We start from the raw sequence: 23,789 nt of genomic DNA on the forward strand, positions 1-23,789 counted from the left end.
ATCGCGTGGGCTGCCGGGTGTCGGCGGCCCCTGCGCGGTGCCGGCCGCCGTCGGGGCGCGCCCCCGTGGCCCGGCGCGGATCCGCCCGGACGGATGATGTAGAAATGAAAACCGTTGTCGTTACCGTGTACCACCTGAGCGAGGAGCAATCACTGTGTCCAGACGTTGTGACGTCACCGGCGCGCGGCCGAGTTTCGGCAACGCCGTGTCCCACTCCCACCGGCGCACCCGCCGCCGCTGGAACCCGAACCTGCAGAACCACCGCTACTGGCTGCCGTCCGAGCGACGGTGGGTCGCCCTGACCCTGACGGCGAAGGCCCTCAAGACCGTCGACCGCAAGGGCATCGAGCGCGTGGTCGCCGAACTGCGCGGCAGGGGAGTGCGGCTCTGATGGCCCGGCAGACCGACGTACGCCCGATCGTCCGGCTGCGCAGCACCGCCGGCACCGGCTACACGTACGTGACCCGCAAGAACCGCCGCAACGACCCGGACCGGCTGGTGTTGCGCAAGTACGACCCGGTCGTACGCCGGCACGTCGAGTTCCGCGAGGCACGCTGATGGCCCGCAAGAGCCTCGGCCGTCGGCAGGCGCGCCGCGAGACCCTCGTCGCCCGGCACGCCGAGGCGCGGGGCGAGCTGAAGCGGGCGGTCAGCCACCCGGACACCGACCCGGACGTACGAGCCGAGGCGGCGCGCCGACTCAGCCGCCTGCCCCGGGACTCCAGCCCCGTACGGCTGCGCTCCCGCGACCAGATCGACGGCCGCCCGCGCGGCGTGCTGTCCCGGTTCGGACTGTCCCGGGTGCGGTTCCGCGAGCTGGCCCTGCGCGGTGAGCTGCCCGGGGTGCGCAAGGCGTCGTGGTGACGTCGCCGCGCCCCGCCGCGAGGCGGGAGGCCGCCGCGCGGATCACCGCCACCTGCACCACCGCGCGCTGGGCGCATCGTCCTGGTCGCCACCGCCGTCTTCCTCACGGCCTGGCTGATCGCCCCACGACACGGCCTGCTGACCAGGCGCCGGTCTTCACTCCTGGCCGATCCTGCGGGAAGCTTGACCGGCGCCGCCAGGATTGCGCCAGACACGAGGCGGAGGTGCGCGTGCGGTTCGAGGTACTGGGCCCGGTGCGGGTGTGCACGCCCGACGGCGAGGCGGCCCTGGCGCCGAAACCACGGGCACTGCTCGCCGTGCTGCTCGCCGCGCGTGGCCGGCCGGTGACGAGCGAGCGACTGCTGGCCGAGCTGTGGCCGGCGGGCGTCCCGTCGACGGCCATGGCGACGTTGCAGATGCACACCTCGGCGCTCCGCAAGGTGGTGGGCGACCGGTTGCGCACCACCTCCGGCGGTTACCGGCTCGACCTGACCGACGCCACCCTCGACGCCGCCGAGTTCGAGCAGACGAGGGCGCTCGGGCTGTGGCGTGGCGACGCGTACGACGGGGTGCGGGCCGGGCCCTCCGTGGCGGCGGCGGCCGCCCGGCTCGCCGAGCTGCGGCTCTCGGCCCGGCTCGACTGGGCGCGGCGGGCACTGGCGGAAGGCCGGCACGTCGCGGCGGCCACCGAGCTGGCCGGTTGGGTCGCCGAACAGCCCACCGCCGAGGGGCTCGTCCGGCAGCTGATGCTCGCGCTGTACCGGTCCGGCCGGGCCGGCGACGCGCTGACCGCGTACGACGACGTCACCGCCGCCCTCGGCGAGCTGGGCGCCCGCCCCGGCCCGGAACTCGACGCGCTGGCCGCCGCCGTACGCCGGCGGGACCCCACCCTCGACCGCTCGGCGCCCGGGGTGCCCGCACGGCGCAACCGGTTCGTCGGCCGCCGCTTCGAGCTGGACAGGGCGATCGACCTGCTCGGCGCCGCCCGGCTGCTCACCGTCGTCGGACCGGGCGGCGCCGGCAAGACCCGGCTCAGCCTGGAGCTGGCCCGCGAGGTGACCGAGGACCACGACGCGGTGCACGTCGTCGAGTTGGCCGAGCACCGCGACGGCCCGCTCGACGCCCGGCTCGCCGCGGCGGCCGGCATCCGCGAGGAGCCCGGCGTGGCGGTGCGCGACACGGTCGTCCGACAGCTGACCGGCCGGATCCTGGTGGTGCTGGACAACTGCGAGCACGTCCGGGCGGACGCGGCGGCACTCGCCCACGCGCTGCTCGCCGCCTGCCCCGGCCTGCGAATCGTGGCGACCAGCCGGGAGCAGCTCGGCCTCAGCGGGGAGGTGATCCTCACGCTGGGCGGGCTCGCCACGCCGCCCCCCGGCGCGACCGATCCACAGGCGGACGCGATGCGGCTGTTCGCCGACCGGGTGGCCGCGGCGCGCGGTGGCGCCGGACTGGCGCCGGCCGAGCAGGCCGTGGCCGCCGAGCTGTGCCGCCGGCTCGACGGACTGCCGCTCGCCATCGAGCTGGCCGCCGCCCGGCTGCGTGCGGTGCCGCTCTCGGAGATCATGTCGCGCCTCGACCGGCGCCTGGACCTGTTGACCGGCACGTCGCCGGTGCCGCGGCACCGGACCATGCGAGCGGCCATCGACTGGGGCTACGACCTGCTCGACGAGCCACAGCAGAAGCTGCTGCGGCGGCTCGGCGTGTTCGCCGGCGGCTTCGACCTGGCGAGCGCGGCCGAGGTGGCCGGGGCGGATCCGCTCGACCCGCTGACCCAGCTGGTCGACCGGTCCATGGTGGAGTTCGGGCAGGGCCGCTACCGCCTGATCGAGACAATCCGCGAGTACGCCCGCGAGCGCCTCGACCCGGCCGAGCGCGCCGAGGCGTACGGCAGGTTGGTCGCCGTCTGGGAGCGCCGGCTCGCGTCGCCGCCGCCGCTGGACGGCCCGGCGCACACCGAGTGGCTGGCCGGCATCGGCGCCGACCACGACACGATCGTGGCCGCGCTCGACTGGACGCTGCGCGACGGCGACCCCGCGAAGGGACTGGGGATCGCCGCGGCGATGTGGTGGTACTGGTGGGTCGCCGGACGGATGGCCGAGGGCCGGGCCTGGCTCGACCGCACGCTGGCCGCCGCCCCGCCGGTACCGTCCGCCCTGCGCGCCCGGGCGTTGCGGGCCGCCGCGGCGTTGGCCCGCAACTCCGGTGACCTGCCGGCGGCCCGCCGGCTGGGCGAGCAGGGCCTGAGCACGTTCCGCGAGCTCGGCGACCGGACCGGCATGGTCGCGGCGCTGAACAATCTGCTGATCACCGCTCAGGCGCAGGAGGACTACCCGGCCTCGCTCGCGTTCGGCTACGAGGCGCTGCGGATCGCCGAGGACGATTCCGACGCCCGGATGGTCGCGGCGGCGTCCAACAACACCGCGGGCACGTTGCGCTGCGTCGGCCGCCTCGACGAGGCGGAGGAGCTGTTCCACCGCGCGCTGGCGGGGTTCCGCGCCCTCAACGACCGGCGCGGCGAGGCGGCCGCGCTGACGAACCTGTCCACCATCGACCGGCGCCGCGGCCGGCCCACTCCCGCACGAGCGGCGATGCGGGAGGCCCTGGCGGTCTACACCGAGCTGGGCATCGCCGAGGGGCAGCTGGACGCCGTCGAGGGGCTGGCGCAGCTCGACGTCCTCGACGGTGACGCGGCGGGCGGGTTGTGGCTGCTCGCGCTCGCCGAGCGGGAACGCTCCGCGCTGGGCGCCCCGAGCTTCACCCCGGACGAGATCGCCGACCGCGACCGGGCGGAGGCCGAGGCCCGGGCCCGGCTCGGGCCGGCGGAGGTGGCGCGCGCCTACCGGGAGGCGAGCGCGACGACGCTGGCGGAGGCGGTGGCGGCGCTGCTCGCCGGCTGAACCGGCACGGCCTTTGGGCTTTCTTTGGCGCCGCCGGCCATCCTTCCCGACGTGATCCGATCTACCAGGCCAGCGGCCATCTCCCTGCTCATTGCCGCGACGATGTCGGGGTGCGCGGCAACCGGGCCGACCACTCGGGACAGCGACGCCGACGCGGCGGCCTCCGAGGGCCCATCCGCCGCGACGCCCGCCACGGCGCAGTCGCCCGCCACGGCAAATTCGCCAGGACCGACGCCGCCGGCCAGCGCGGGACCGGCGACGACGGGCCCGGCCACCACGAAGCCCGCCGACGAGAAGCCGACCAAGGCGAAGCCGTCGCACCCGTCCACCAGGGAGGTCACCGGCCCGCGAATCGTTTACCTGCGCGTCGCCCGGCAGCCCAAGTGCGCCGAGGGCACCGCCGTGTTCCGCGCCGACCCCGTGCCGCTGGTCATCGAGTGGAAGATCACCGGCGCCACCGGCGGGGCCCTGTCCGTGGACGATCCGACGAACACGCCCGGCACGTACGGCCCGGTGGATCTCGAAGGCTCGCAGGAGTTCCTCTTCTCCTGCACCGGCGACGTCGGCAGCACCGAGACGCACACCTACGCGCTCTACACGGTCGGCGGCGGGCCCGTGCGGTCCGCGACCGTCACCGCCTCGGCCAAGGTGCTCGACAAGGGCCTCGGCACCAACTGACCCACATCCCGTACCTCTGCGAGGAGACCTCGTGAAGCACCGCTACGCCACCCTGGCCGCCCTCGTCGCCGTCTGCCTCACCGCGGGCTGCGACCTCACCGGACCCACCACCGCCGGCGACCCACCGACCGCGGACGCCACGCTCGCGCCGCCCGCCGAGGCCGCCTCCCCGACGCCGGGCGGGACGGCGGACGGCGGCCCGGGTGCGGTGCGGGGCGCCGGCGGCATCCCCGACCCCTGCACCCTGCTCACCGAGTCCGAGGTGGTCGACCTGACCGGCCGCGAGGTCACCCGGAACGACGAGGACGGCGGCGATGCCGGCGACGTCACCCGCTTCTGCCAATGGCAGCAGGACCACGGCCAGCTCACGATCTTCCTGAGCCGCACCACCGCCGCGGACTTCGACGTCACCGTCGCCGCCGCCAGACCGGTGGACGGGGTCGGCGAAAAGGCGTACTGGCACTCCGGGCACCTCTACGTCCTGCACGGCGCCCTGCAGATCGACGTCTACTCCCGCGGCGGCTCCGACGCGCAGAACCTGGCCGACGCCGAGCAGGTCGCCAAGGTCGTCATCCCGCGCGTCTGACGACGGATCGCGGCCAGCCCGTCAGCCGCGTCCACGAACGCCACCTCAGCCTCCGGCCGACCTGATCGCCGGGCCCGGCGACGCCGTGGGCCGTCCGGGAACGGCGGAAGCGCGGCGGGCCGCCCCGCCGCCATTCGCCCTCCCGACGGAGGCCGCGGGGCGGGCGGGGTCGATGCGGTGAGCCCCACCCTGGACCTGCCGGTCTTCAGCGGTCAGCACGCGCTGCAGGCGGGCGACGCAGCCGGCGCGCCGCCCTGGAGCCTGCGGCATGCGTGCCTGACTGTCGCTGCACGACTCCAACGAGGAGTACGCGGGCAGCCGCGAGCACCGCCATCCCGATTCCGGCTCGTGCTGGATCAGCGCGGAAGCTCGACGGTGTGGGCTCCTGTACGCACCCCCCTGTCGGATGACGTCGAGCCGGAGTACGACGGGGAGTGGTTGGCGCTCGACGCCGCCGACGGTCGGGTCCTCGGACGGGCCTCGACCGACACCGGGGCCGGGGGGCGTCTACGTCGGCTGTCGGTGAGCCCTTTCATCCTGCGTGGTGGCAGGTCTCGACCCCCGTGCGGGACGGGGATGGCCTGCACGATCGCGGTCGCCCGGCGTCCGGGCAGACTCGTCCCGCAGCAGTGGTGGTCCGACCAGACGAGCGGTGGGCGCGTGCCGGCCGCGTCGCTGGCGGGCCCGGGGCCGGACCATGGCCGGCAGGTGGCGACCCGCTGTCACAATCGGACACGCGTTTCGCTCGACCATCGTCGATGCCCGGCTCGGTCGGGCACCTGGGCTGTGAGGTCATCGCATGGGGAGACTCGTACTGCCGGTCGTCGTGACACTGCTGGCGCTGTCTGCGGTGCGATGGGCCGATCCGGACGCCCTGCGGGTTGACGGGTTCTGGCCGCTGGCGGCGGTCGCGCTGGTCACCTCCGGCGGAGCGGCGGCGACCCTGCGGCTGCTCCGCCTCGTCCTGACGCGCGTGCCGCCGTGGATCAGTGGCCTCCTCGCCACTGTGGTCGCCTTCGCCCTGCTGACGTCGTTGACCGATGGCCCCGGCCTGGCGGCGGTCATCGGCGGGATCGTCATGGCGCTGGTGCTGCTCGTCTCCCTGCTGCGCCGCGGTGGACGCGCCCTGCGGGCGGAGCCGTTCCCGCCGGACGTCCTCGGCGTGGCGCGGCTCGCGGCCCGGTTCGCGGTGCCGCTGCTCTGGTACCTCGCCGCCGTCGAGCTGGTGCCGGGCGTGCAGTCGGCGCAGCGGTGGCCGGGCGCGCTGCTGGGCGGCCTGGTCGCGGGCGGCACGCTGGTCATGGGCACGGCTCTGGCGTGGACCAGGCCGTGGCACGCCAGCGTGACGCCGGTGCCCGTGGACGGCCACCTCCAGGTCGCGTACGGCGGGATCGGCCACCTCGTCGGGGTCGGCGACCCGCGCGCCGGCAGGGAGCTGCGGGTGATGGGCTCCGCCGGCGTGCTGGTCGAGCTGGCGGGTCTGTTGCCGAGCCCGATCCCGGACCGCATCCTGCCGTACCTTGACCGCCTCACGCCCGGCCTGGTGCGGGCGGTCTGCGTGGTCGAGACCCCGCAGCGTGTGCTGCTCGCCTCCGCCGGCTACGGCGAGGCCGTGCACCTGTGGGACCCCGCGACCGGTGAGGCGGTGCACGCCCTCGCCGGCCACCGGGGGCCGGTGAACGCCCTGTGCGCCGTGCCGACCGGAGACACCGTTCTGCTCGCTTCCGGCGGGGACGACCGGGGGATACGGCTCTGGGAGCCCGCGACCGGCCGTCGGCTCCGGGCCGTCGGCCGTGAGGTGCGCCCGTCCGTCCGGGCGCTGTGCACCCTGTCGGTGGACGGTCAGCTCCTGCTCGCGGCCGGTCACGCGGACGGCGTCGTCCGGCTGTGGGACCCGGTGCGGCTGCGGCTCGTCGGTCAACTGAGCGTCCAGCGGGGCGGCGTCAACGCCCTCTGCGCGGTCACCGTCGACGGCGCGGTCCGGCTCGCCTCGGCCGCCGGCGACGGCACCGTGGTCCTGTGGGACCCGGCCACGGGTGAGGGCCTCGGCTCCTTCGACGACGGGGCCCCCCGGTACGCGCTCTGCGCCGTGGAGATGGATGGTGAGGTGCTCCTGGCCGCCGCTGGGGACGGCGTCGGCGTCACGCTGTGGGACCCGGCGAGGATGGCGCGCCGGGGCTCCCTGGGCACCGGCTCGGTGATCAGCATGTTGCTCGACTCGACGGGTTGGATCCGGTCGATGTGCCAGCTCGGCACCGGGGACGACGCGTTCCTGATGCTCGCGGGGTACGACCGGGCGGTCCAGCAAATCCGGCTCCGGCCGGCGCTGCGGTCCCTCGCCGAGACCGAGAAGAACTCCTGATGGTGTTCGCTGGGCAGCGGCTCCGGTCGGGGGCCCCTGCTGCTTCGGGCGCGACGATCAGGGGAGTCGGGCATGGGTGACGCAGGCCGCACCGCCGACGCCGGAGACGCCGGGTCCGGTTCCCGCGGCGGTCACCCGGGTGGCCGGCCCGTCCGGCCGGTCGCCGCTGTGCTGACCGCGGTCCTCCTCGGCCTGGCCTCGACGGCCACCTGGTACATCGAGCGGCGGTCCGATTCGTTGGAGCAGCAGCAGCGTGAGGAGGAGCGGGCCCTGTTCGAACGGGCGTGCAACGACCCGATCTCCGCCGCGGCCATGGTGATCAACATGCCGTCCTTCGCCAGCCGTTGCCCGGTGGGGCTGCGGCACCTGCTGTCGATACCGGCCGACGAGGTCCGCCCGGGTCCGGCGTTGGTCGACGCCTACCTGGACCGGCTGTTCGTCCTGCTTGGCGCCCAGGTCCCCGGCGGTGACGTCGGGCCGTACCTCAGCGCGCTGCACCGCGACGACGACCACGCCGCCGCTCTCCGCGCGGCGAACCGGGCCGTCCGGTCCTGCCGGGCAGTGCTGCCGACCGACCCGCCCACGCCCACCCCGCGCGCTTCCGGGCCACCGGCGGGCTTCTGGGACGACCCGCAGCGCATCGAGGCGCGCCCGCAGCGCTCGACGGTGCGGGTGAGCGCCGCGCCGGGCGGCGTCACGGTGATCGACGTCCGGGTGGTCGAGACGACCCCGTCATGTCTGACCCGGCCACCGGAGGAGGTGCCGGTGCCGCGGTACATCGGCACCACCGTCCTGAGCCTGACCTTCAGCACCGGCACCGGCCCGAGCGGGCAGCGGGTGTGGCTGCTCGACCGTATCGACGCCTGCCCGGTGCACCCGGACCCGCTGGCCTCGGCCCCGATCATCGACGCCGACTCGACGGCCCGGCACAGATCGATCCGGGCGAGCGCGACCGACTCCCTCTTCGCCTACGCCGGGAGCAGCTGCCCGTCGCCGCCAAGCCCGGGGTGAGCCGCCGACGCGACCGCGTCCGGGCCGGGAGTGGGCACGGGACTCATCTCGAAGGCGTCGTAGTAGTCACTCATGCATCCACCCTCCGGCCTCACGCACAGTGAGGTTCAAGCCGGATCTGTTGCGATCGCCTGCATCGTCGCCTCCTGCGTGCCCACCGCCTCGATCACCGAGTGCGCGCCGAGCCCGTCCGTGAGCTCCTTAATCTTTGCCACGCCCTCCTCGCCACGCTCCTCGACGATGTCGGTCGCGCCGTAGAACCGAGCGAGCTTCTGCCGCTCGGGGTGCCGCGACATCGCGATGATCCGCTGCGCGCTGCCTGGCGGCGAGAACCCCCAACAGCCCGACGGCTCCGTCACCGACCACCGCCACGGTCTTGCCCGGGCCGACCCCGGCGGCCACGGCGACGAACCAGCCGGTGCCCAGCACGTCGGACGCGGCCAGCAGCGACGGGATCAGCTCCGGGTCCGGCTGGCCGGGCGTGGCCAGGAGGGTGCCATCGGCCAAGGGGATGCGGGCCTTCTCGGCCTGAGTGCCGATCGTGTGCGCCACGAAGGAGCCGTGGACGCACTTGGACTGGTAGCCGGCCCGGCAGATCTCGCACGTGTTGTCGGAGATCACGAACGATCCGACGACGAAGTCGCCAACCTTGACGGTCTTCACGTCGGAGCCGATCTCCTCGATGACGCCCACGTACTCGTGCCCCATCACCTGGTGGTCGGCAGGCTCGACGCCCCGGTAGGGCCACAGGTCCGACCCGCAGATGCACGTCGCGGTCAGCCGGACGATCGCGTCCGTAGGCTCAATGATCCTGGGACCGTCACGCTCCTCCACCCGGACGACACCGGCGGTGTGCATGATCACTCCACGCATCAGGTGTCTCCTCGCTCGTGCATCGACTCGCGGCACCGGATGCCGCCCGAACAGCACAGCAACCGCGCCGTCGCGATCCATCGAACCCCGGGAACCGTCCCGCCTGGGAGGGGCCAACAACACTTCCCAGCCTGATGCCGCCACGACCGGTCGCGGCGGCGGTCGGGTGAGCAGCTGGCCGTACGCCTCGAGGGAGGGCGGCGGCCGGGTGCCGGCGAGCCGATGGCCTGCGGTTGGCGGGCACGGCTGGCGCCGAGAGGCCGTAGACTCCCGCGATGGCCAACGGGCGATGGATACTGCTGGTCTCGATGGTGCTGATCGGTCCGCTGCTGTGGTGGACCGGCGTGGCCAGCGCCGCCTACGCCGCCAACGGCGCTTTACCGCCCGGCGACGCGACCCTGCCGTACGCCGTCTCCAACTACCGCAGCGGCGGGCTGAGCATGACCGGCCTCTTCGCCTTCCTCAATCTGCTGCTGATCTCGGTGCTGCTGCCGACGGACCGGCAGGTGCGCGAAGGCCGGACCGGCACGCTCGTCCGCGCGATCGTCGGAGCGGTTCTCGTCACGGGCATGGCCTGGTTCGAATACCGGTTCAGTCCGGTGACCTACAACTGGAGCGGCGACCTGGACGCCCGGGACCTGGTCGAGGACCATCTCAGGCCCTGGCACCCGGCGGTCGGGACCCTCTGGATCGTCCTCAACGCGGCGGCCGCCGCCTCGATCGGCGTGCGGCTCGTGGTGATCCGTCGGCTGCGACGCTGACAGATGAAGATCCCGTTCCGCGCCCGGCTCCTCGCTTTGTCGGCCGGGCTCACCGGTCAACGATGCGCAGCCTGCTAGCCGCCCCTGCCGGCACTCGGGCTGGTCTCGGGCACCGCAGTCGTCGCTTCGTCGGCGGGGCCGGTGGGTCTCCGCCGCCCTGCGAGAACGATCAGTCCGGCCAGCAGAAGCACAAGCCACAGCGGCACCAGCAGGGGAGCGAGTGCCCGCCAGATGGGCCACACCGGCTCGGCGAGCCCGTCCGTGAACAGGTCCGCCCAGGTGAGGGCGGCGCCCGGGAGCATGGCGACCGTCACCAGCGTGCGGACCAGCCGTCGCATGGGTCGCCCGGCAACCGACGAAGGTTCTGCCACCCCCGCGTTGCGGCGCTGCGCCGTAGCTGGTCCGAGAGCGCGCAGTCGGCGCGGACGCCGTAGTGGAAGTCAGCCTGAGCGGAACCGAAATCGTCAGTGGCCAGGACAACGCCGTACCGGAAGGCGCGTACGAACGAGTGGCCGCCGGTCGGCTCGGCTCCGGGCAGCAGCTCTGCCGCCACGTCCTGGGCCCGGTCGACGCTGAGCGGTGCGGTGCCGCGACCGCCGTACCAGGAGCCGAGGCTCAGGCCGGCCGTGCCTACGAGCATCGCGCCGAGCAGCAGCATGGCGACGCCCCGCAGCCGATGTCGCACCCGACCCTCGCCTGGTTCTGGTGCGGCACAGCGTAGCCTCGACGGTCGTGCCCCCGTCGCCCGTTCGGGCGGGCGTCGAGGGCGACGTCGGGCACCTCCTGGACGCGGCGGCCGACAAGCGGCGCTGATCACCCCGGATCGCTGCTCGACGACCTCCGCCCGTGTGCACACTTCCTGCCTGTGGCGGGCACGTCGGGCGATGACCGAAGCAGGGCGACGACTGCTGCCTCGACGGGCTCGACGACTGGACCGCCATGATCTGAGGTGTCCACCTCGATGACGGCGTCGACTCCATCTGGCGGCTCGAAGATCGACCGCTTCAGCGCGCCTCGTTGGAACTGAGATTCGAGCTGCCTGTCGACAGCCGCGCCTTCGGCCGCTCTGGCCCGGAGTCGTCTCCGGATGACTGCGTCGTCGGCGACGACGTGAACAGCGAGCACTCGGGCGCCGCACGCGAGGAGCGCATCCAGCAACTCGGGGGACAGCAGCGAGGACTCCACGACGAAGCTCACGCCTGAGGTCGCGAGCAGCCGGGCTGCGTCGGCCATCACGGCCTCAGCGCGCATACTCACGGGACCGCCGGCGATGTGGAAATCGGAATCGAGCTGAACGACGTCGTCCTCGGTGACGGAAGCGGACGACAGCCCGAGACCGGTCTTGATCTCGTCCCGGGACAGGAGCGGCAGTCCGAGGCGGCGCGCCGCCGCAGCGGCAACCGTGGTCTTCCCGGCTCCAGGAGACCCACATACGGCGACCGCCAGCGGCCTTTCCCTCCCGAACATCCGCCGATGATGTCAAAGGGCCCCCCTTCAGGGTGTCGAGAATGTGGCGCTGGCTCCGTCCCAGGGACACCAGCGCCCGGGACGGGCCGCGCGACGAAGAAGGAGCACCACCATGACCGAGGGGACGGACCGCAGGAGCCCGGGGGCCGCGGCAGTGAGAGAGCTTCAGGGGGTCGCTCGGTTCACGTTTCACGAGGGAAAGCTCGAGGAGTTCAAGCGCCTGTCCGCTCAATGCATGGAGATCGTGCGGACCAAGGACACCGGAACGCTGCAATACGACATCCACTTCAACGACGACCAGTCCGAGTGCATCGTCCTCGAGCGGTACCGGGACTCCGAGGCGCTCATCGAGCACACGGCGCATGTCGCTGACCTGATGCAGGCGATCCTTGCGACGGGCTCCGTCTCCGGCGAACTCCTCGGTGAGCCGAGCGCAGAGCTCAGAGCGAAGCTGGACGGCAGCGAGGTCCGTCTCTTCACGCCCTTCCAGTCGATGTAGCTCGCCGGCTCGGGCCGTCGAGGATCTCCCTCAGGCCGCGGTCGGGACGGACGCGGGGGAGGGGGCCGCGGTCGCGGCGGAGCCACGACGCACGCCGAGGGCGGTGACGAGCACGGCGACGACCGCGAACACCACCGGGACGACGAGCCCGTGACGGATCGCCGTCAGATCGAGCCCGTCCCCCGGTGCGCCGTCGGCCGCCGCGGCGCTGACCGCGGTCACCGCCGAGATGCCGAGCGCCGTGCCGAACTGCATCGACGTGTACAGCAGGCCGCCGGCCAGCCCGTGCTCGCGCTCGTCGATGCCGTCGGTGGCTGCCATGGTCAGGGGCCCGTAGGCGAGCGAGAACGCCAGGCCGATCAGGAGCATGCCGGGCAGCATGGCCGCGTACGTCCAGTCGGCCGAGAGCGGCAGGAACAGCGCGTACGCGAGGACGGCCGACAGCACGCCGCCGAGCAGGACCCGCACGTTGCCGAACCGGTTGACCAGCCGGGGCGTCAGCGTGGGAGACAGGATCATGTCCATCGCGACGACGAGCATCGCCAGACCGGTCTGCAGTGGACTCCATCCCCGCAGCTCCTGCAGGTAGATCGTGATCATGAACTGGAAGCCGGCGAAGGCACCCAGGAACAGCAGTGCGCCGACGTTGGTGCGCACGAGTGGCCCGGAGCGGAGGATGCCCAACCGCACCAGCGGGTTGGCCGACCGCCGCTCGATCACGACGAAGGCCGCCACGAGGACCAGACCGGCGGCGAACACCCCGGCCGTGGCGCCCGGACCCTCGCCGGCGTGCTCCAGGCGCACCACGCCGTAGGCGAGCAGCAGCATCGCGCCCGTGATGCTCAGCGCGCCGGCGATGTCGAACCCGCCAGCCGGACCGGCATCCTCCGCCGTGCCCCTGAGCAGGACGATCGCGGCCAGGAGGATGACCGTGGCGAGGAGGACCGGGGCGAAGAACACCCAGCGCCAACCGATGGAGGCCAGCAGGCCGCCGGCGACCAGGCCCAGCGAGAAGCCGCCCGCGCCGATGCCTGCGTACACGCCCAGGGCCCTGGTGCGTTGCGGCCCCTCGGGAAAGGCCCCGGTAGCCAGGGCCAGCCCGGCGGGCGTCATGAACGCGGCGGCGACGCCGGTGACGAAGCGCGCCACCAGCAGCATCCAGCCCTCGGTGGCGAGACCGCCGAGGCCGGAGAAGGCGAGGAAGACAACGAGCCCCAGCAGGAACATCCGGCGGCGGCCGAGCAGGTCCGCCGCCCGCCCGCCCAGCAGCATGAAGCCGCCGTAGCCGAGGACGTACGCGCTCACCACGCCGCTGAGCGTCCCGGTCGACAGCCCGAGGTCCGCCCGGATCGCCGGCAGCGCCACGTTCAGCATCGCGACGTCGATTCCCTCCAGGAAGATCGCCCCGCAGAGCACGAGCAACACACTCCACGCCCGGGTGTCCGTGCGGCCGCTTGACGTAGCCATGATCCATCGACCCTTCTCGCTCACCGGGCTGCTCACGGTTCTTCTCGTGCACGCCGGTTCCTTCTTGTAACCAGGTGCATCGTCGGGCACCATCGGTGGCCATGGAAGACGGAACTTTGCGGTCCCCTGGTAACTGCGGGGATACCGACGCCAACTACGACGTGTTCCAGTGGGACACCAGGGAGGACTGTGAGGTCCGCCAGATCCTGGACCGCGTGGCGGACAAGTGGTCCCTGCTGGTGATCGCGCTCCTCGACCAGCAGAGCCTCCGCTTCACCGAGCTGCGCCGGCAGATCGACGGGATCAGCCAGCGGATGCTCGCGCGTACGCTGCGGCACCTCGAACGTGACGGCCTGGTGAGCCGCACGGTGTTTCCGACGGTGCCGCCCCGGGTCGACTACGCACTCACCCCCCTCGGGGCGACCCTGCACGAGACGATCCGGACCCTGGTGACCTGGACGGAGACGCACCAGAACGAGATCGCCGCCGCCCGCGCCGCCTACGACGTACGGGCGGCCGCGGAGCGGGACGAGGCGCACCGGGAGGCGGGGGAACGGGAGAGGATCGCCCGGCAGGCGACGGCGGGATCACGAGGACGGACGGCCTGACCGGCGGCGTGCGGCGACCCAGCGGCCACCGCACCGGCTCGTCGACGAAGAGCTGAGGAACAAGAACCGGGATCTCGCCGGTAGGGCGTGCGTCGGCGCGTAGATCGCCGCCCGGGCCACCAGGGCGGGCTTCGCGGGCATCGCAGTGGGGCTGGCTCAAGTACGCGATGTGCTCGGCGAGATCCGAGCTCGAACGCGCCATCACCGCCGGCCTGCCGGCGAGGTGGGTCATCGTGGACGAGGCATACGGGCAGGACTCGAAGTTCCAGGGTTGCAGCAGCACAGGATGGGCTACGTCTTCGCCGTGTCCCGCAACGCGGAGTGCCGGCAACCGAGTGCCGGTCGCGGCTGAACCCGCCGGGGACCGTCGCCGTTCTGCCGCGAGCGAACCCGCTTGTCTTGTTGCGGCGCGCTGCGGAGGATCGGTGAATGGATCTCCTCACCGCGGAGCGGCAACTCCAAGCCGCCCAGCGCGCCGCCGACGTCGAGTCCCTCGACGCGCTACTGCACCCGCAGGTCGTGGGCGCCGGACCGGACGGCACGGTCTTTACGAAGGAAGACGACTTGGAGAGCTACCGCTCCGGTGCACTGCGAATCACCAGCCTGGTGGAGGAGTCGCTCGACGTCCAGGAAGACGGTCAGACTGGGGTGACTCGCATGGTCGCTGCGGTGGATGCCGTTCAGGGCGGTGCCGCTATGTCCGCGCGGTTGCGCTACACCCGACTCTGGGTGCGTGAGGACGGCAACTGGCGGGTGTTGGCCGCCACCTTCGTCCCGGTCTAGTGAGCCTTTTCGACTGCCGTGTACCGGGTTCTCGAGGTGATGAAGGACGAGGATGGAGTGCACGATCGCGGTGGCGCGGCGTGGGCAGCAGCGCAGCTTCGTCAGGACTTTCCAGGTTTTGAGGGTGGCGTCGGCGCGTTCACCGATGGCGCGGATGCGGGCGTGAGCGCGGTTGACCTTCTTCTGCCAGTGGGACAGTTTCGGTCGGTAGGGGTGATGATGGATAAACGCCGAACGGCGGCCCGCTGAACCAGTCAGGCCGCCGTGGCAAAGCGTGGATCAGAGGGAGCGGATATCCGACGCCTGCGGGCCCTTCGGGCCCTGGGTGATGTCGAACTCCACCCGCTGGTTCTCCTCGAGGCTGCGGAAGCCGCTCGCCGAGATCGCCGAGAAATGGGCGAAAACGTCGGCACCGCCGCCGTCCTGGCTGATGAAGCCAAAGCCCTTGTCGCCGTTGAACCACTTCACGGTACCAGTAGCCATGTCTGCTCCTTCGCAGGCTGTTGGAGACCGCACTGTGCGGACTCGCGCGCCACCGCGTTGATCGCCCGCGCCGGGAACGACACGAAAACGAAAAAGCGCCTGAATGGGTTTTAGATAACCCATCAGGCGCCGAAACGTCTACGGAAATCAAAACTGCAACTGGGCTAGGTTAGCACAGAATCCGTCGCCCGCCGCCAGCCCCATGCCTGCGGCCTCCGTCACAGCACCGCACCGCGGGGCGCAACTTCGATCGCTGCGACGCCTCGGCCGTAGAGTACGACGAGCCGATCACCGTGTTTGGTGCGCAGCACTCCCGAATCCTGCGCCAGTGTCGAGATCACGTGGTCCACAAGCTCGTCCTCGTCGGAGACGTCCGGTTTGTCGTACGTGATGTCCATGCGGTCGCCGCCGATGAGTCGGACGCGTAACACCGTAGTTGCCATCTCGTAGAGGCTAGTCGAGTGGGATGCCAGGTGCAGTGGCGCTCGCGGGCTCCTCAGTCGACTCGCGCAGCCACAGGTGCCACCATGCAACCGCTGCTGTAGGTCGCAATCGCCGACACAGGCGGAGCTCGGACGATGGACCACACCCGGGCGAGCGTGACAATGGACCCGAGACGAGGTGGTGTCGATCATCGCCGAGAGGGAGCCACATTCATCGCAGTAGTCAGTTCCCTGGGCTGGCAGCGGCACCGCTGCGTGTCGTGCGCGTAGAGTGGGTGGTGGATCAGTTCGTCAACATCGTTGGCGGGCCAGCGCCTACCGGGCGCCCTGCCCAGGTCTTCGGCAGTGTCCAGAGGACAACCTCCAGCTGTGAGGGCCGAGCGTTGGCAGACCATCCGATCGACCTCGACATCCCAGTGTGCTGACGGACAACGCTGCGTCCGTTACAGCGACGACCAGCGACGCCGTGAGGCAAAACGTCATGACCGTCGGCTTGGCTGGCGTCCAGTGGCTGCTCATCCCCAGCAGGCGGCCCGTCAGGAAACGTCTGCTCCAGGCACAACGACTCACATCCCGACAGAGATCTTGCCCGGTTCATGCCGCTTCGCTGGCAGTAACCCGTTAATCGCCCCCAGCGCGGTGGTACGACGGGGCCGTTGCGGCACGGCTGCGGCAGGTAGGCGTCAATCAGACTGGCCCGAGCGAGCAACACCACCGACACCACAGGAGAAGGACATTGACTTTCTTGTTAGCCCCGCCCGCGGTCTCTCCGTCACCGCTGCGCGAGCCCGCCAAGACCCTCCGCGAAAGAGGGGCAAACAGTTTCCACGCCGCGCTCGCCGCAGTCTTGGCCACCGGGTTGGAGGATGCGCTTGAAGCGGGTGACCATCCGAGAGCGATCAGCTTCATCAACCGCGGCTTCGCGGAAGGAAGCCCACAGCTGGGCTGCGACCTCCTCTGCCGGGCAATTGCGGCCGTCGGGACAGCCCGCACTTGGACCGTACAGCTCGCGCCCCTGCGATCACCGTAACTCCTTGGATCCTCGCAGCCGGCCGCGCTGGGAATCGCTGCCGCACGAGTACCACCCGGCATCCCGTGACGCCTCCACCGACCGTCAGACTTCCTCACCAGCGTCGAAACCGGGCTCGTAGCACCTCCCGCGGTGCGTGGTGGCGGGCATCATGGTCGGCACGTCGGTGGGTGGAGTCGCCCGGTCGACCGGCCCGCCGAACCCGGTAATCCACACCGACTCGTGATGCCGGGGAAGTACGGCAGCAGCCGCAGCAGTCGCCCGCTCGAGAACCCCGTTCGTACTCGCCGAGCCCGATCGCGTCGAAGTCACGGCTCCGGTGGTCAGCCCGGCGGACGGCTCGGGCCGCCTCAGGTCACCAGGCCCCGGCGGTACGCGTACACCACGGCCTGCACCCGGTCGCGCAGGTCGAGCTTGGTGAGGATGCGGGACACGTACGTCTTGACCGTCTCCTGGCTGATCACCAGGGCCGCGGCGATCTCGCTGTTGGACAGGCCCTCCGCGATGAGTCGGAGCACCTCCAGCTCGCGCGGGGTCAGCGCGCCGCCGTTCGGGTCGCCCTCGGCCGGGCGGATGCGGGCCGCGTACCTGCCCACCAGCTGCCGGGTCACCTCCGGGGCCAGCAGCGCGGCGCCCGTCGCCACCGTGCGGATGCCGTGGAGCAGCTGCGCCGGTGGGGCGTCCTTGAGCAGGAAGCCGCTGGCGCCCGCGCGCAGTGCCTCGTAGACGTAATCGTCGAGGTTGAACGTCGTCACCACGAGGACCTTCACCGGCTCGGGGACCCCGGCACCGGCCAGCAGGCGGGTCGCCTCGATGCCGTCGAGCACCGGCATCCGGACGTCCATCACCACCACGTCCGGCCGGAGCCGAACGGCCAGGTCGACCGCCGCGCGTCCGTCGCCGCACTCGCCGACGATCTCCATGTCGGGCTGGGCGTCGATGATCGTCGCGAATCCGGCGCGGATCAGCTCCTGGTCGTCGCAGACCAGCACCCGGACCGGCGCGGTCACCACGGGTTTCCAACCGGGATCCGGGCCCGCACGAGGAAGCCGCCGCCGGTCTGCGCGCCCGCGCTGAAGTCGCCACCGAGGGCGGTGACCCGCTCGCGGAGCCCGGCGAGGCCGCGCCCGCTGCCGCCCGGGGACGCGCTGCCGGATCCGGAGCCGTCGGTGCTGATCTCCACGGTCGTCTCTCCTTCCCCGTGGTGAACGCGAACCCTGGTCCGGCTGCCGTGCGCATACTTCAGCGCGTTCGTCAGCGCCTCCTGCACCACCCGGTACGCCGCCTCCTCGGCGCTGCCGGTGGCCGCCACCGACGTGCCCTCCCGGACGAACTCGACCGGCTGCCCGGCCTGCCGGGAATGGGCGACGAGGGCGTCCAGGTCGCCGACGGACGGCGTACGCGGATCGCTTGTGCTGTGATCCGGGTTGAGCAGGTCGAGCAGCTGCCGCAGGTCGCCGATGGCCCGGCGGCCGGTGCCGGTGATCGCGGTCAATGCCTGGTCCAGCTTGTCCGGGGCGCCCGTCAGGTAGCGCGCCGCCTCGGCCTGCACGACCATCGCCGTCACGTGGTGGGTGACGACGTCGTGCAGCTCCCGGGCGATGCGCGTGCGCTCCGCAGTACGGGTGGCCTCCTCGACATGGCGGCGGCGTTCCGCCTCGGCGGCCCGGTTCTGGCGCAGCCACGCCCCGATGCCCCACGCGAGCGCCAGAAACAGGTAGAAGGTGGTGAACCCCGCGACGCCCTCATCCGATCCGAGCCGGTCGAGGGAGATCGCCAGGGGCACGTACGCCGCCGAGGCGAGACCCGCGACGACCCAGCGGCGCCGCTCCAGGTGGGCGCCGGCGCTGATGAGCGCGATGGCCAGTCCCGTACCCGCGATGGTGTGGTAGCCGCGGAGCTGGTCGATCGCGAAGCCGAGCGACACCAGCGCGAGGCAGACGGCCGGCCACCGACGGCGTACGGCCAGCGGCAGGCATTCCAGGGCGACGACACCGACGGTCAGCGCGTCGTACGGGCGGTCCGGGAGGTCGCCGAGCTGCGTACCCTGCCGCTCCAGAGCCGGGACCACCGCCGCGAGGGCGAGGGCCAGGGCGAACGGGAGATCCCGGACCGTGATCGGCCACTGCCGCCACAGATCCGGGAGCCTCCGGAGCTTGATCACTGGGTGACTGTAGCGGTTGCCGGGGCCTGCGCCGTGCGGTGGCGGCGCGGGACGATGTGCCCGCGGCGCTTGGCCAGCCACAGGAACACCACGGTCAGCACCACGCCGGCCAGCACCGCGTACAGGCTGCCCTCCGGCCCGAAAGCGCCGCCGCTGAGCGCGACCGGCCCCGACGTCGAGGCCTCGAGCAGCCCCTTCGACTCGCCGTTGCCCGAGACCACGACGCTGAAGATGCCGCCGGCGGCGAAATTCCAGCCGAAGTGCAGGCCGATCGGGACCCACAGGTTCCGGGTGGCGGCGTAGCAGGCGGCCAGCATGAACCCGGCCTCGATGGCGATGGCGGTCGCCCCCCACAGGGTGGCGTCCGGGTTCACCAGGTGGATCGCGCCGAACACCACGCCGGTCAGGGCGAGAGCGATCCAGGTGCCCGTACGCTCCTCGATGATGCGGAACAGTACCCCCCGGAACAGCAGCTCCTCGGTGACCGCGACGGCCACCATGAATCCGAGCAGACCCAGCGCTCGCGTCGGCGAACCCCAGCCCTCGATGTGGTAACCGCCGAGGAACGCGATGTTGGCGATGACGGCCGCGAACATGGCGAAGCCGATGAGCGTCCCGCGGCCCAGCTTCCCGCCCCAACCGTCCTGGCCGAGCTCGGTCGGCTCACGGCGCTCGGTGCGCCGCACGACCCACCGGTAGACGACCACGCCCAGCACCGCCGTCACAGCGCCGATCACCAAGGTGAGGAAGAAGTTGCCCTCGACGGCGGCCATGCTCTGCCCGCCGACGAGGACGACGGCGGCGACGGCGAGAAGTTGTTTGACGAAGCGCATGCTGACTCCTTCGCAGACCGCGACCGGAGCGTCGCGGACACAAAGAAACCTATGGAGTTCCGTCGCCACAATCGTCCCCGTGCGGTGGACACTTGCGGGTAGCTCGCACGGGGGACATGACCCTCTCCGGAGTCCGGAAACCCGGTCAGACATGGCGAGATCCGCCGCCCGCCGCGCCCCGTCCGGCCGTGGGACCTGGACGAACCGGCATCGACAGTGCGTCCCATCCGCTCACGATCTTGGAGGTACCTTGAAGCTCCTGCTTACGTCCGGCGGTGTGACGAACCCAAGCATCCATTCGGCGCTCGTGCAGCTTCTCGGTAAGCCGGTCTCCGAGTGCCGGGCCCTCTGCGTCCCGACAGCACAGTGGGGTCACCCGATGTGCGGACCGGCATCGGTGCAGGGCTTCGTGGCGGCCGACCCCGCTTCCGGTTGGCGGTACCTGTCTGGCCTGGGCTGGGCTTCGCTCGGTGTCCTCGAGCTCACGGCGCTGCCCAGCATCGGCGCAGAGCGATGGATTCCCTGGGTCCGGGAGACCGATGTGCTGCTGGTCGACGGTGGCGACGCGACGTACCTGTGTCACTGGATGCGAGAGTCCGGGCTGGCCGATCTGCTGCCCTCGCTGCTCGACACCGTCTGGGTGGGGGTGAGCGCGGGAAGCATGGTGATGACACCCCGGATCGGGTCCTACTTCGTCGAGTGGCCGTCGGCGCCGGACGACCGAGCTTTGGGAGTCGTCGACTTCTCGATCTTCCCGCACCTGAACCTCTTCCCCGCGAACACCCTGGCCGACGCCGAGCGGTGGGCGGCCGACATCGGCGTCCCGGCCTACGCCATCGACGAACAGACGGCCATCAAGGTCGTCGACGGCTCCGTCGAGGTGATTTCTGAAGGGCAATGGACGAAATTCGGGTAATTGTCAGCTCGGCGGCCATCCGGGTCTGCCGCGATCCGCGTAGCCGAGTGGCGACATCGCTCCTGTGCAGTGCAGACGCGCAGGCCGCAGCCTCTACTGGTGGTCGTGCCCGAGGGTGAGGCCTGGACCGCCCCTCGGCAGGCAACGGCCGCGCTGGCCGAGGCGAGGTGGCACTGGTGCCGTCGCCGGGTGTGCACGCTGGGCCCATGCCTGCGCCGGTGAAGTCAGGTCGACCGGTCACGGCAGTGGTTGACCGGACTGGTCGGCGCTGACGGACACGCGCTTTCCGGCAGGACCGAGCCAGCCCTCTGGCCGAGCATCGATAACGCCATGGAACGCACGGTCGGCGGCATGAGCGTGCACCTGGGTTCCATGTGTCATCGACCTGACCGAAACTGGCTGCGGTAGCCTCCGGGGCCGGCAGCATCAGAAAGTTGCAGGCGCGGCACGCCGCGAGCACGCGATAACCATGGTTGCAGGGAGCAGACCCATCGACGCCTCCGACACGATCACCCTGTGGCGGCCCACCGGACAGGCTGAACTCGACCTTGTTGCGGCGTCCGGATGGCGGGCTTGGCCACCACGTCTGCCGGACCAGCCGATCTTCTATCCGGTACTCAACCGCTGGTACGCCACAAAGATCGCCCGCGAGTGGAATGTCCCTGCCGGGGGCGTCGGCTACGTAACCCGGTTCGAGGTCCAGCGTGCGTACCTGAACCGTCACGAGGTTCATCAGGTCGGTGGCCGCGACGTGCTGGAGTACTGGATCCCCGCAGAGGAGCTTGCCGACCTCAACGCTCACATCGTCGGCGCGATCATCGAGGAAGCCGACTACCGCGGTCCCGTGGACGACCAGGAGTTCACCGACGTCCATCACGCGCTGGGCAGAGAGCTACCGACCGCGTGGCGGGCCTACCTGCAAGGTGCGTCGTGGTTCCGGCGAGGGTGGATGACAGGCGGAGCCTATGTTCGGCTCAACACGCCGCGCGAGATGCTCGAGCTGCACCAGGCATGGGATGAGAGCACCGACGCGCACCCCGGCATCGCGATCATCGGCGGTGACGGATCCCGCGAACAGCTCGTGCTCGACCTGCGCAGCGACCCCGCACCGGTGCTGCTGGTCGACATCACCAGCAGCGGATGGGACAACGCCATCCGGCAAGCCGATGATGTCGGCGAACTCATCGACCGCATCGAGGCGGGCACCTTCGCGTTCGACTTCGAGGATTAGCGGACATCGGCAAGCGGCCCAACGCGCACCTCGCGGCAGATGCGGATGCCGCTACAGGGGGCTCTGAGCCGCTCGCCTACACGTTGTCGCGCCCGGCTATCTCGTCGCTGGACATCCGGCTGATCGTCCTGCCGACTCCGGTCTCCATCAGCGTCCGCAATGGTGGGACGAGACGGCTTTCCGATCTCAGATCCGGGTCATGGTGGAGGCGTAGCCGCCTCCGCCGGGGTAGGTCCATTCGCCGGTGACCGTGGTGTCGTCGGCGCTGAACGTGCCCTCGTAGTAGGCCGGGCTGCCTTTCGCGCCGGCCCAGATAATCAGCTTGTCGCCGACGAGTTCGTAGACGTAGTCGAAGGTGTTGCCGGCCGCGTCGTAGAACCGCGACACCACGTCCGCGCCGACCGGCTCGCCGAACGGGTGCAGGTTGCCGATGACCTCCAGACCGGTGACGGGTTGGCCGAACTGGCTCAGTTCGATGTGCTGGAGCAGGAAGAACCGGCCGGCCATCCACTCGTACCGCACAGTTCCCTCGGCGCCGCCGGTTACCGACCAGGTGCCGACCAGGCGGTCCAGTGCGGTCAGTTCGGCGCTCGGCTGGGTGTTCTCAGACATCGTGTCCTCCTCGGTGGGTGTTTGCCGGTACCTCGGAGGCGGCGCCCGGGCTTTGACATCGACACGATGTGACTCAGGTCGCACTTCTCGTGCGTCAAAGTTCGCGGTGCGGGCGCGAGGTAGCGGCAAACACCCACCGAGGAGGAAGTCATGACCACCATCGCCGCCACCGTTCCTGCCGTCCGCCGCTCGTCCGACCGCCTGCTCCTTGCCGGCGGCCTCGCCGGACCGGTCTTTTTAACCTCGGCCGTGACGCAGATGCTCATGCGGGAGGGCTACGACATCACACGGCACCCGATCAGCCAGCTGGCCACCGGAAGTCTCGGCTGGATCCAGATCACCACGTTCGTGCTCGCCGGCCTCGGCGGGATCGCCCTCGCCATCGGTGTCCGGCGCACGGTCACCGAGGGCACCGGCCGGCGTGTGCTGCCGATCTTCGTCGGGATCTTCGGTGCCGGGCTCGTCGCGGCCGGGGTGTTCACCATGGATCCGGAGTACGGCTTCCCGGTAGGGACTCCTGACGGGCCGGTCGACGAGATGTCCTGGCACAGCATCGCGCACTCGGCGGCGGCCGCCATTGCCTTCACCGCGCTGGCCGTCGCCGCCATCGTGCTGACCATCCGTCACGTCCGCCGTCGGGCCGCCCTGGCGGCGATACTGAACGGCCTCGCCGCGCTCATCCTGCTGATGCCGATGTCGCCGAGCCACATGAGCATCCAGATCGCCGTGAACGGCCTGGTCGCCTTCACCTGGACGACGGTCGTCGCCCTCTCCCTGCGCCGTTCGAGCTGATCGGCGTAGCGTGATCCGAGCCCCGCGAACACGAGGATGACCATGAAGTATCTGCTGCTCAGCTACACACCGGCCGCCGCCTGGGACGCCGCGACCGCCGACACCCCGTCCGAGGAGGCGCTGGCCGCGTTCGCCGCATACCAGCGGTTCGAGCAGGAGCTGATCGAGACCGGCGAGTTCGTCAGCAGCGAGGGACTCGGTCACCCGGCGGTCAGCACCACGGTCCGCAAGACCCCGACCGGCGTGGTCGCCACCGACGGCCCGTTCGTCGAGCTCAAGGAGGTCCTGGCCAGCTTCGCGGTGATCGACGTGGGCAGCCAGGAGCGCGCCGTCGAGATCGTCTCGCGGATGGTCGAGGTTCTGGGCGAGCCGATGGAGATCCGGCCGATCATGGGCGCGGACTTCGCGGCATGACCCGCCGCATCCA

Annotated in this window: 27 protein-coding genes and 4 pseudogenes; 17 read left to right on the forward strand and 14 right to left on the reverse strand. The window is 71.3% G+C overall.

The window, feature by feature from the left end:
• Window positions 1-154 precede the first annotated feature (154 nt).
• The 5 genes and pseudogenes from rpmB to DER29_RS15985 all read left to right on the forward strand — a co-directional run bounded on the left by rpmB (window position 155) and on the right by DER29_RS15985 (window position 3,763).
• Window positions 155-391, forward strand: coding sequence for a 50S ribosomal protein L28 (rpmB, locus tag DER29_RS15970; RefSeq protein ID WP_121398048.1), 237 nt, complete (start codon window positions 155-157; stop codon window positions 389-391).
• Window positions 391-558 carry a 50S ribosomal protein L33 gene (gene rpmG, locus DER29_RS15975; RefSeq protein WP_013287204.1) on the forward strand — a complete coding sequence of 56 codons (168 nt, stop codon included), beginning with the start codon at window positions 391-393 and terminating at the stop codon, window positions 556-558. Before rpmB ends, rpmG begins: the two co-directional genes overlap by 1 nt.
• Window positions 558-863 (forward strand): 30S ribosomal protein S14, encoded by a 306-nt coding sequence (gene rpsN, locus DER29_RS15980; RefSeq protein WP_121398049.1) that lies wholly within the window; start codon window positions 558-560, stop codon window positions 861-863. Before rpmG ends, rpsN begins: the two co-directional genes overlap by 1 nt.
• 60 nt (window positions 864-923) lie before the next feature.
• Window positions 924-1,211: pseudogene (locus DER29_RS35365) on the forward strand (hypothetical protein); the annotation flags it as partial.
• Window positions 1,094-3,763, forward strand: a complete 2,670-nt coding sequence (locus DER29_RS15985; RefSeq protein WP_158619031.1) for a BTAD domain-containing putative transcriptional regulator — start codon at window positions 1,094-1,096, stop codon at window positions 3,761-3,763. The pseudogene DER29_RS35365 and the gene DER29_RS15985, both read left to right, overlap by 118 nt.
• Here the strand turns inward: DER29_RS15985 and DER29_RS34175 are convergent.
• Window positions 3,703-4,104: a hypothetical protein gene (locus DER29_RS34175; protein WP_158619032.1), complete on the reverse strand. Its 402-nt coding sequence runs from the start codon at window positions 4,102-4,104 to the stop codon at window positions 3,703-3,705. The two genes, DER29_RS15985 and DER29_RS34175, sit on opposite strands and share 61 nt — an antisense overlap.
• Before the next feature lie 61 nt (window positions 4,105-4,165).
• Between DER29_RS34175 and DER29_RS34180 the strand changes: the two genes are divergently transcribed.
• The 4 genes from DER29_RS34180 to DER29_RS16000 all read left to right on the forward strand — a co-directional run bounded on the left by DER29_RS34180 (window position 4,166) and on the right by DER29_RS16000 (window position 8,400).
• Window positions 4,166-4,441 carry a hypothetical protein gene (locus tag DER29_RS34180; protein ID WP_158619033.1) on the forward strand — a complete coding sequence of 92 codons (276 nt, stop codon included), beginning with the start codon at window positions 4,166-4,168 and terminating at the stop codon, window positions 4,439-4,441.
• Window positions 4,442-4,472: 31 nt separating this feature from the next.
• Window positions 4,473-5,027 (forward strand): DUF3558 family protein, encoded by a 555-nt coding sequence (locus tag DER29_RS34185; RefSeq protein ID WP_158619034.1) that lies wholly within the window; start codon window positions 4,473-4,475, stop codon window positions 5,025-5,027.
• A 799-nt stretch (window positions 5,028-5,826) separates the two neighbouring features.
• Window positions 5,827-7,389 (forward strand): WD40 repeat domain-containing protein, encoded by a 1,563-nt coding sequence (locus DER29_RS15995; RefSeq protein ID WP_121398051.1) that lies wholly within the window; start codon window positions 5,827-5,829, stop codon window positions 7,387-7,389.
• Between the two features lie 72 nt (window positions 7,390-7,461).
• The gene (locus DER29_RS16000; RefSeq protein ID WP_121398052.1) at window positions 7,462-8,400 is read left to right on the forward strand and encodes a hypothetical protein; all 939 of its coding nucleotides are present in this window, start codon (window positions 7,462-7,464) and stop codon (window positions 8,398-8,400) included.
• Between the two features lie 107 nt (window positions 8,401-8,507).
• Here DER29_RS16000 and DER29_RS35370 read toward each other — a convergent pair whose 3' ends face one another.
• Window positions 8,508-8,696, reverse strand: coding sequence for a zinc-binding dehydrogenase (locus DER29_RS35370; protein WP_233599836.1), 189 nt, complete (start codon window positions 8,694-8,696; stop codon window positions 8,508-8,510).
• A gap of 271 nt (window positions 8,697-8,967) precedes the next feature.
• Window positions 8,968-9,354: pseudogene (locus DER29_RS35375) on the reverse strand (alcohol dehydrogenase catalytic domain-containing protein); the annotation flags it as partial.
• 194 nt (window positions 9,355-9,548) lie between these two features.
• Here DER29_RS35375 and DER29_RS16015 point away from each other — a divergent pair.
• A complete protein-coding gene (locus tag DER29_RS16015; RefSeq protein WP_121398053.1) occupies window positions 9,549-10,034 on the forward strand; it encodes a hypothetical protein in 486 nt (161 codons plus the stop codon).
• 74 nt (window positions 10,035-10,108) lie between these two features.
• Here the strand turns inward: DER29_RS16015 and DER29_RS35380 are convergent, their stop codons facing one another.
• From DER29_RS35380 to DER29_RS16025, 3 genes are all read right to left on the reverse strand, one after another.
• Window positions 10,109-10,372 (reverse strand): hypothetical protein, encoded by a 264-nt coding sequence (locus DER29_RS35380; RefSeq protein ID WP_233599837.1) that lies wholly within the window; start codon window positions 10,370-10,372, stop codon window positions 10,109-10,111.
• Window positions 10,345-10,719 (reverse strand): hypothetical protein, encoded by a 375-nt coding sequence (locus DER29_RS35385; RefSeq protein ID WP_233599839.1) that lies wholly within the window; start codon window positions 10,717-10,719, stop codon window positions 10,345-10,347. The genes DER29_RS35380 and DER29_RS35385 overlap by 28 nt, the downstream gene beginning before the upstream one ends.
• 128 nt (window positions 10,720-10,847) lie before the next feature.
• Window positions 10,848-11,501, reverse strand: coding sequence for an AAA family ATPase (locus DER29_RS16025; protein WP_121398054.1), 654 nt, complete (start codon window positions 11,499-11,501; stop codon window positions 10,848-10,850).
• Between the two features lie 112 nt (window positions 11,502-11,613).
• Between DER29_RS16025 and DER29_RS16030 the strand changes: the two genes are divergently transcribed.
• Window positions 11,614-12,000 (forward strand): putative quinol monooxygenase, encoded by a 387-nt coding sequence (locus DER29_RS16030; RefSeq protein ID WP_121398055.1) that lies wholly within the window; start codon window positions 11,614-11,616, stop codon window positions 11,998-12,000.
• 30 nt (window positions 12,001-12,030) lie between these two features.
• On the opposite strand, the gene DER29_RS16035 is transcribed toward DER29_RS16030, so the two are convergent.
• Window positions 12,031-13,467: an MFS transporter gene (locus DER29_RS16035; protein WP_121398056.1), complete on the reverse strand. Its 1,437-nt coding sequence runs from the start codon at window positions 13,465-13,467 to the stop codon at window positions 12,031-12,033.
• A gap of 101 nt (window positions 13,468-13,568) precedes the next feature.
• Between DER29_RS16035 and DER29_RS16040 the strand changes: the two genes are divergently transcribed.
• Window positions 13,569-14,075, forward strand: a complete 507-nt coding sequence (locus DER29_RS16040) for a helix-turn-helix domain-containing protein (RefSeq protein ID WP_121398057.1) — start codon at window positions 13,569-13,571, stop codon at window positions 14,073-14,075.
• Window positions 14,076-14,504: 429 nt separating this feature from the next.
• A complete protein-coding gene (locus DER29_RS16045; RefSeq protein WP_121398058.1) occupies window positions 14,505-14,858 on the forward strand; it encodes a nuclear transport factor 2 family protein in 354 nt (117 codons plus the stop codon).
• 30 nt (window positions 14,859-14,888) lie between these two features.
• Here DER29_RS16045 and DER29_RS16050 read toward each other — a convergent pair.
• The 6 genes and pseudogenes from DER29_RS16050 to DER29_RS16075 all read right to left on the reverse strand — a co-directional run.
• Window positions 14,889-15,074 (reverse strand): annotated as a pseudogene (locus DER29_RS16050) (transposase family protein); the annotation flags it as partial.
• A gap of 63 nt (window positions 15,075-15,137) precedes the next feature.
• A complete protein-coding gene (locus tag DER29_RS16055) occupies window positions 15,138-15,341 on the reverse strand; it encodes a cold-shock protein (RefSeq protein ID WP_121398059.1) in 204 nt (67 codons plus the stop codon).
• 218 nt (window positions 15,342-15,559) lie between these two features.
• A complete protein-coding gene (locus DER29_RS16060) occupies window positions 15,560-15,784 on the reverse strand; it encodes a hypothetical protein (RefSeq protein WP_121398060.1) in 225 nt (74 codons plus the stop codon).
• 1,380 nt (window positions 15,785-17,164) lie between these two features.
• Complete coding sequence (locus DER29_RS16065) at window positions 17,165-17,824, reverse strand: response regulator transcription factor (protein WP_121399275.1); 660 nt, start codon at window positions 17,822-17,824, stop codon at window positions 17,165-17,167.
• The gene (locus DER29_RS16070) at window positions 17,821-18,978 is read right to left on the reverse strand and encodes a sensor histidine kinase (protein ID WP_121398061.1); all 1,158 of its coding nucleotides are present in this window, start codon (window positions 18,976-18,978) and stop codon (window positions 17,821-17,823) included. Before DER29_RS16070 ends, DER29_RS16065 begins: the two co-directional genes overlap by 4 nt.
• Window positions 18,975-19,811 carry a CPBP family intramembrane glutamic endopeptidase gene (locus DER29_RS16075; RefSeq protein ID WP_121398062.1) on the reverse strand — a complete coding sequence of 279 codons (837 nt, stop codon included), beginning with the start codon at window positions 19,809-19,811 and terminating at the stop codon, window positions 18,975-18,977. The genes DER29_RS16070 and DER29_RS16075 overlap by 4 nt, the downstream gene beginning before the upstream one ends.
• 250 nt (window positions 19,812-20,061) lie before the next feature.
• Here DER29_RS16075 and DER29_RS16080 point away from each other — a divergent pair, with 250 nt between their 5' ends.
• Entirely contained in the window at window positions 20,062-20,727 is a 666-nt protein-coding gene (locus DER29_RS16080; RefSeq protein ID WP_121398063.1) for a Type 1 glutamine amidotransferase-like domain-containing protein, read from the forward strand.
• A gap of 469 nt (window positions 20,728-21,196) precedes the next feature.
• A pseudogene (locus DER29_RS16085) lies at window positions 21,197-21,565 on the forward strand (ADP-ribosylation/crystallin J1); the annotation flags it as partial.
• A gap of 579 nt (window positions 21,566-22,144) precedes the next feature.
• Here the strand turns inward: DER29_RS16085 and DER29_RS16090 are convergent.
• The gene (locus DER29_RS16090; protein WP_121398064.1) at window positions 22,145-22,570 is read right to left on the reverse strand and encodes a hypothetical protein; all 426 of its coding nucleotides are present in this window, start codon (window positions 22,568-22,570) and stop codon (window positions 22,145-22,147) included.
• Between the two features lie 150 nt (window positions 22,571-22,720).
• Here DER29_RS16090 and DER29_RS16095 point away from each other — a divergent pair, with 150 nt between their 5' ends.
• Window positions 22,721-23,362 (forward strand): DUF998 domain-containing protein, encoded by a 642-nt coding sequence (locus tag DER29_RS16095; RefSeq protein ID WP_121398065.1) that lies wholly within the window; start codon window positions 22,721-22,723, stop codon window positions 23,360-23,362.
• A 42-nt stretch (window positions 23,363-23,404) separates the two neighbouring features.
• The gene (locus tag DER29_RS16100) at window positions 23,405-23,776 is read left to right on the forward strand and encodes a YciI family protein (RefSeq protein WP_121398066.1); all 372 of its coding nucleotides are present in this window, start codon (window positions 23,405-23,407) and stop codon (window positions 23,774-23,776) included.
• The last annotated feature ends 13 nt before the right edge of the window (window positions 23,777-23,789 follow it).

Origin of the sequence: Micromonospora sp. M71_S20 (genome assembly GCF_003664255.1) — a bacterium.
Classification (GTDB): Bacteria; Actinomycetota; Actinomycetes; order Mycobacteriales; family Micromonosporaceae; genus Micromonospora.

Excerpts from the sequence above, each read along its gene's own strand:
- rpmG (WP_013287204.1), top strand. The coding sequence starts at position 391 with ATGGCCCGGCAGACCGACGTACGCCCGATCGTCCGGCTGCGCAGCACC.
- rpsN (WP_121398049.1), top strand. The coding sequence starts at position 558 with ATGGCCCGCAAGAGCCTCGGCCGTCGGCAGGCGCGCCGCGAGACCCTC.
- DER29_RS15995 (WP_121398051.1), top strand. The coding sequence starts at position 5,827 with ATGGGGAGACTCGTACTGCCGGTCGTCGTGACACTGCTGGCGCTGTCT.
- DER29_RS16000 (WP_121398052.1), top strand. The coding sequence starts at position 7,462 with ATGGGTGACGCAGGCCGCACCGCCGACGCCGGAGACGCCGGGTCCGGT.
- DER29_RS35370 (WP_233599836.1), bottom strand. The coding sequence starts at position 8,696 with ATGTCGCGGCACCCCGAGCGGCAGAAGCTCGCTCGGTTCTACGGCGCG.
- DER29_RS16015 (WP_121398053.1), top strand. The coding sequence starts at position 9,549 with ATGGCCAACGGGCGATGGATACTGCTGGTCTCGATGGTGCTGATCGGT.
- DER29_RS35380 (WP_233599837.1), bottom strand. The coding sequence starts at position 10,372 with ATGCGACGGCTGGTCCGCACGCTGGTGACGGTCGCCATGCTCCCGGGC.
- DER29_RS16025 (WP_121398054.1), bottom strand. The coding sequence starts at position 11,501 with ATGTTCGGGAGGGAAAGGCCGCTGGCGGTCGCCGTATGTGGGTCTCCT.
- DER29_RS16030 (WP_121398055.1), top strand. The coding sequence starts at position 11,614 with ATGACCGAGGGGACGGACCGCAGGAGCCCGGGGGCCGCGGCAGTGAGA.
- DER29_RS16035 (WP_121398056.1), bottom strand. The coding sequence starts at position 13,467 with ATGGCTACGTCAAGCGGCCGCACGGACACCCGGGCGTGGAGTGTGTTG.
- DER29_RS16040 (WP_121398057.1), top strand. The coding sequence starts at position 13,569 with ATGGAAGACGGAACTTTGCGGTCCCCTGGTAACTGCGGGGATACCGAC.
- DER29_RS16045 (WP_121398058.1), top strand. The coding sequence starts at position 14,505 with ATGGATCTCCTCACCGCGGAGCGGCAACTCCAAGCCGCCCAGCGCGCC.
- DER29_RS16055 (WP_121398059.1), bottom strand. The coding sequence starts at position 15,341 with ATGGCTACTGGTACCGTGAAGTGGTTCAACGGCGACAAGGGCTTTGGC.
- DER29_RS16060 (WP_121398060.1), bottom strand. The coding sequence starts at position 15,784 with ATGGCAACTACGGTGTTACGCGTCCGACTCATCGGCGGCGACCGCATG.
- DER29_RS16075 (WP_121398062.1), bottom strand. The coding sequence starts at position 19,811 with ATGCGCTTCGTCAAACAACTTCTCGCCGTCGCCGCCGTCGTCCTCGTC.
- DER29_RS16090 (WP_121398064.1), bottom strand. The coding sequence starts at position 22,570 with ATGTCTGAGAACACCCAGCCGAGCGCCGAACTGACCGCACTGGACCGC.
- DER29_RS16095 (WP_121398065.1), top strand. The coding sequence starts at position 22,721 with ATGACCACCATCGCCGCCACCGTTCCTGCCGTCCGCCGCTCGTCCGAC.
- DER29_RS16100 (WP_121398066.1), top strand. The coding sequence starts at position 23,405 with ATGAAGTATCTGCTGCTCAGCTACACACCGGCCGCCGCCTGGGACGCC.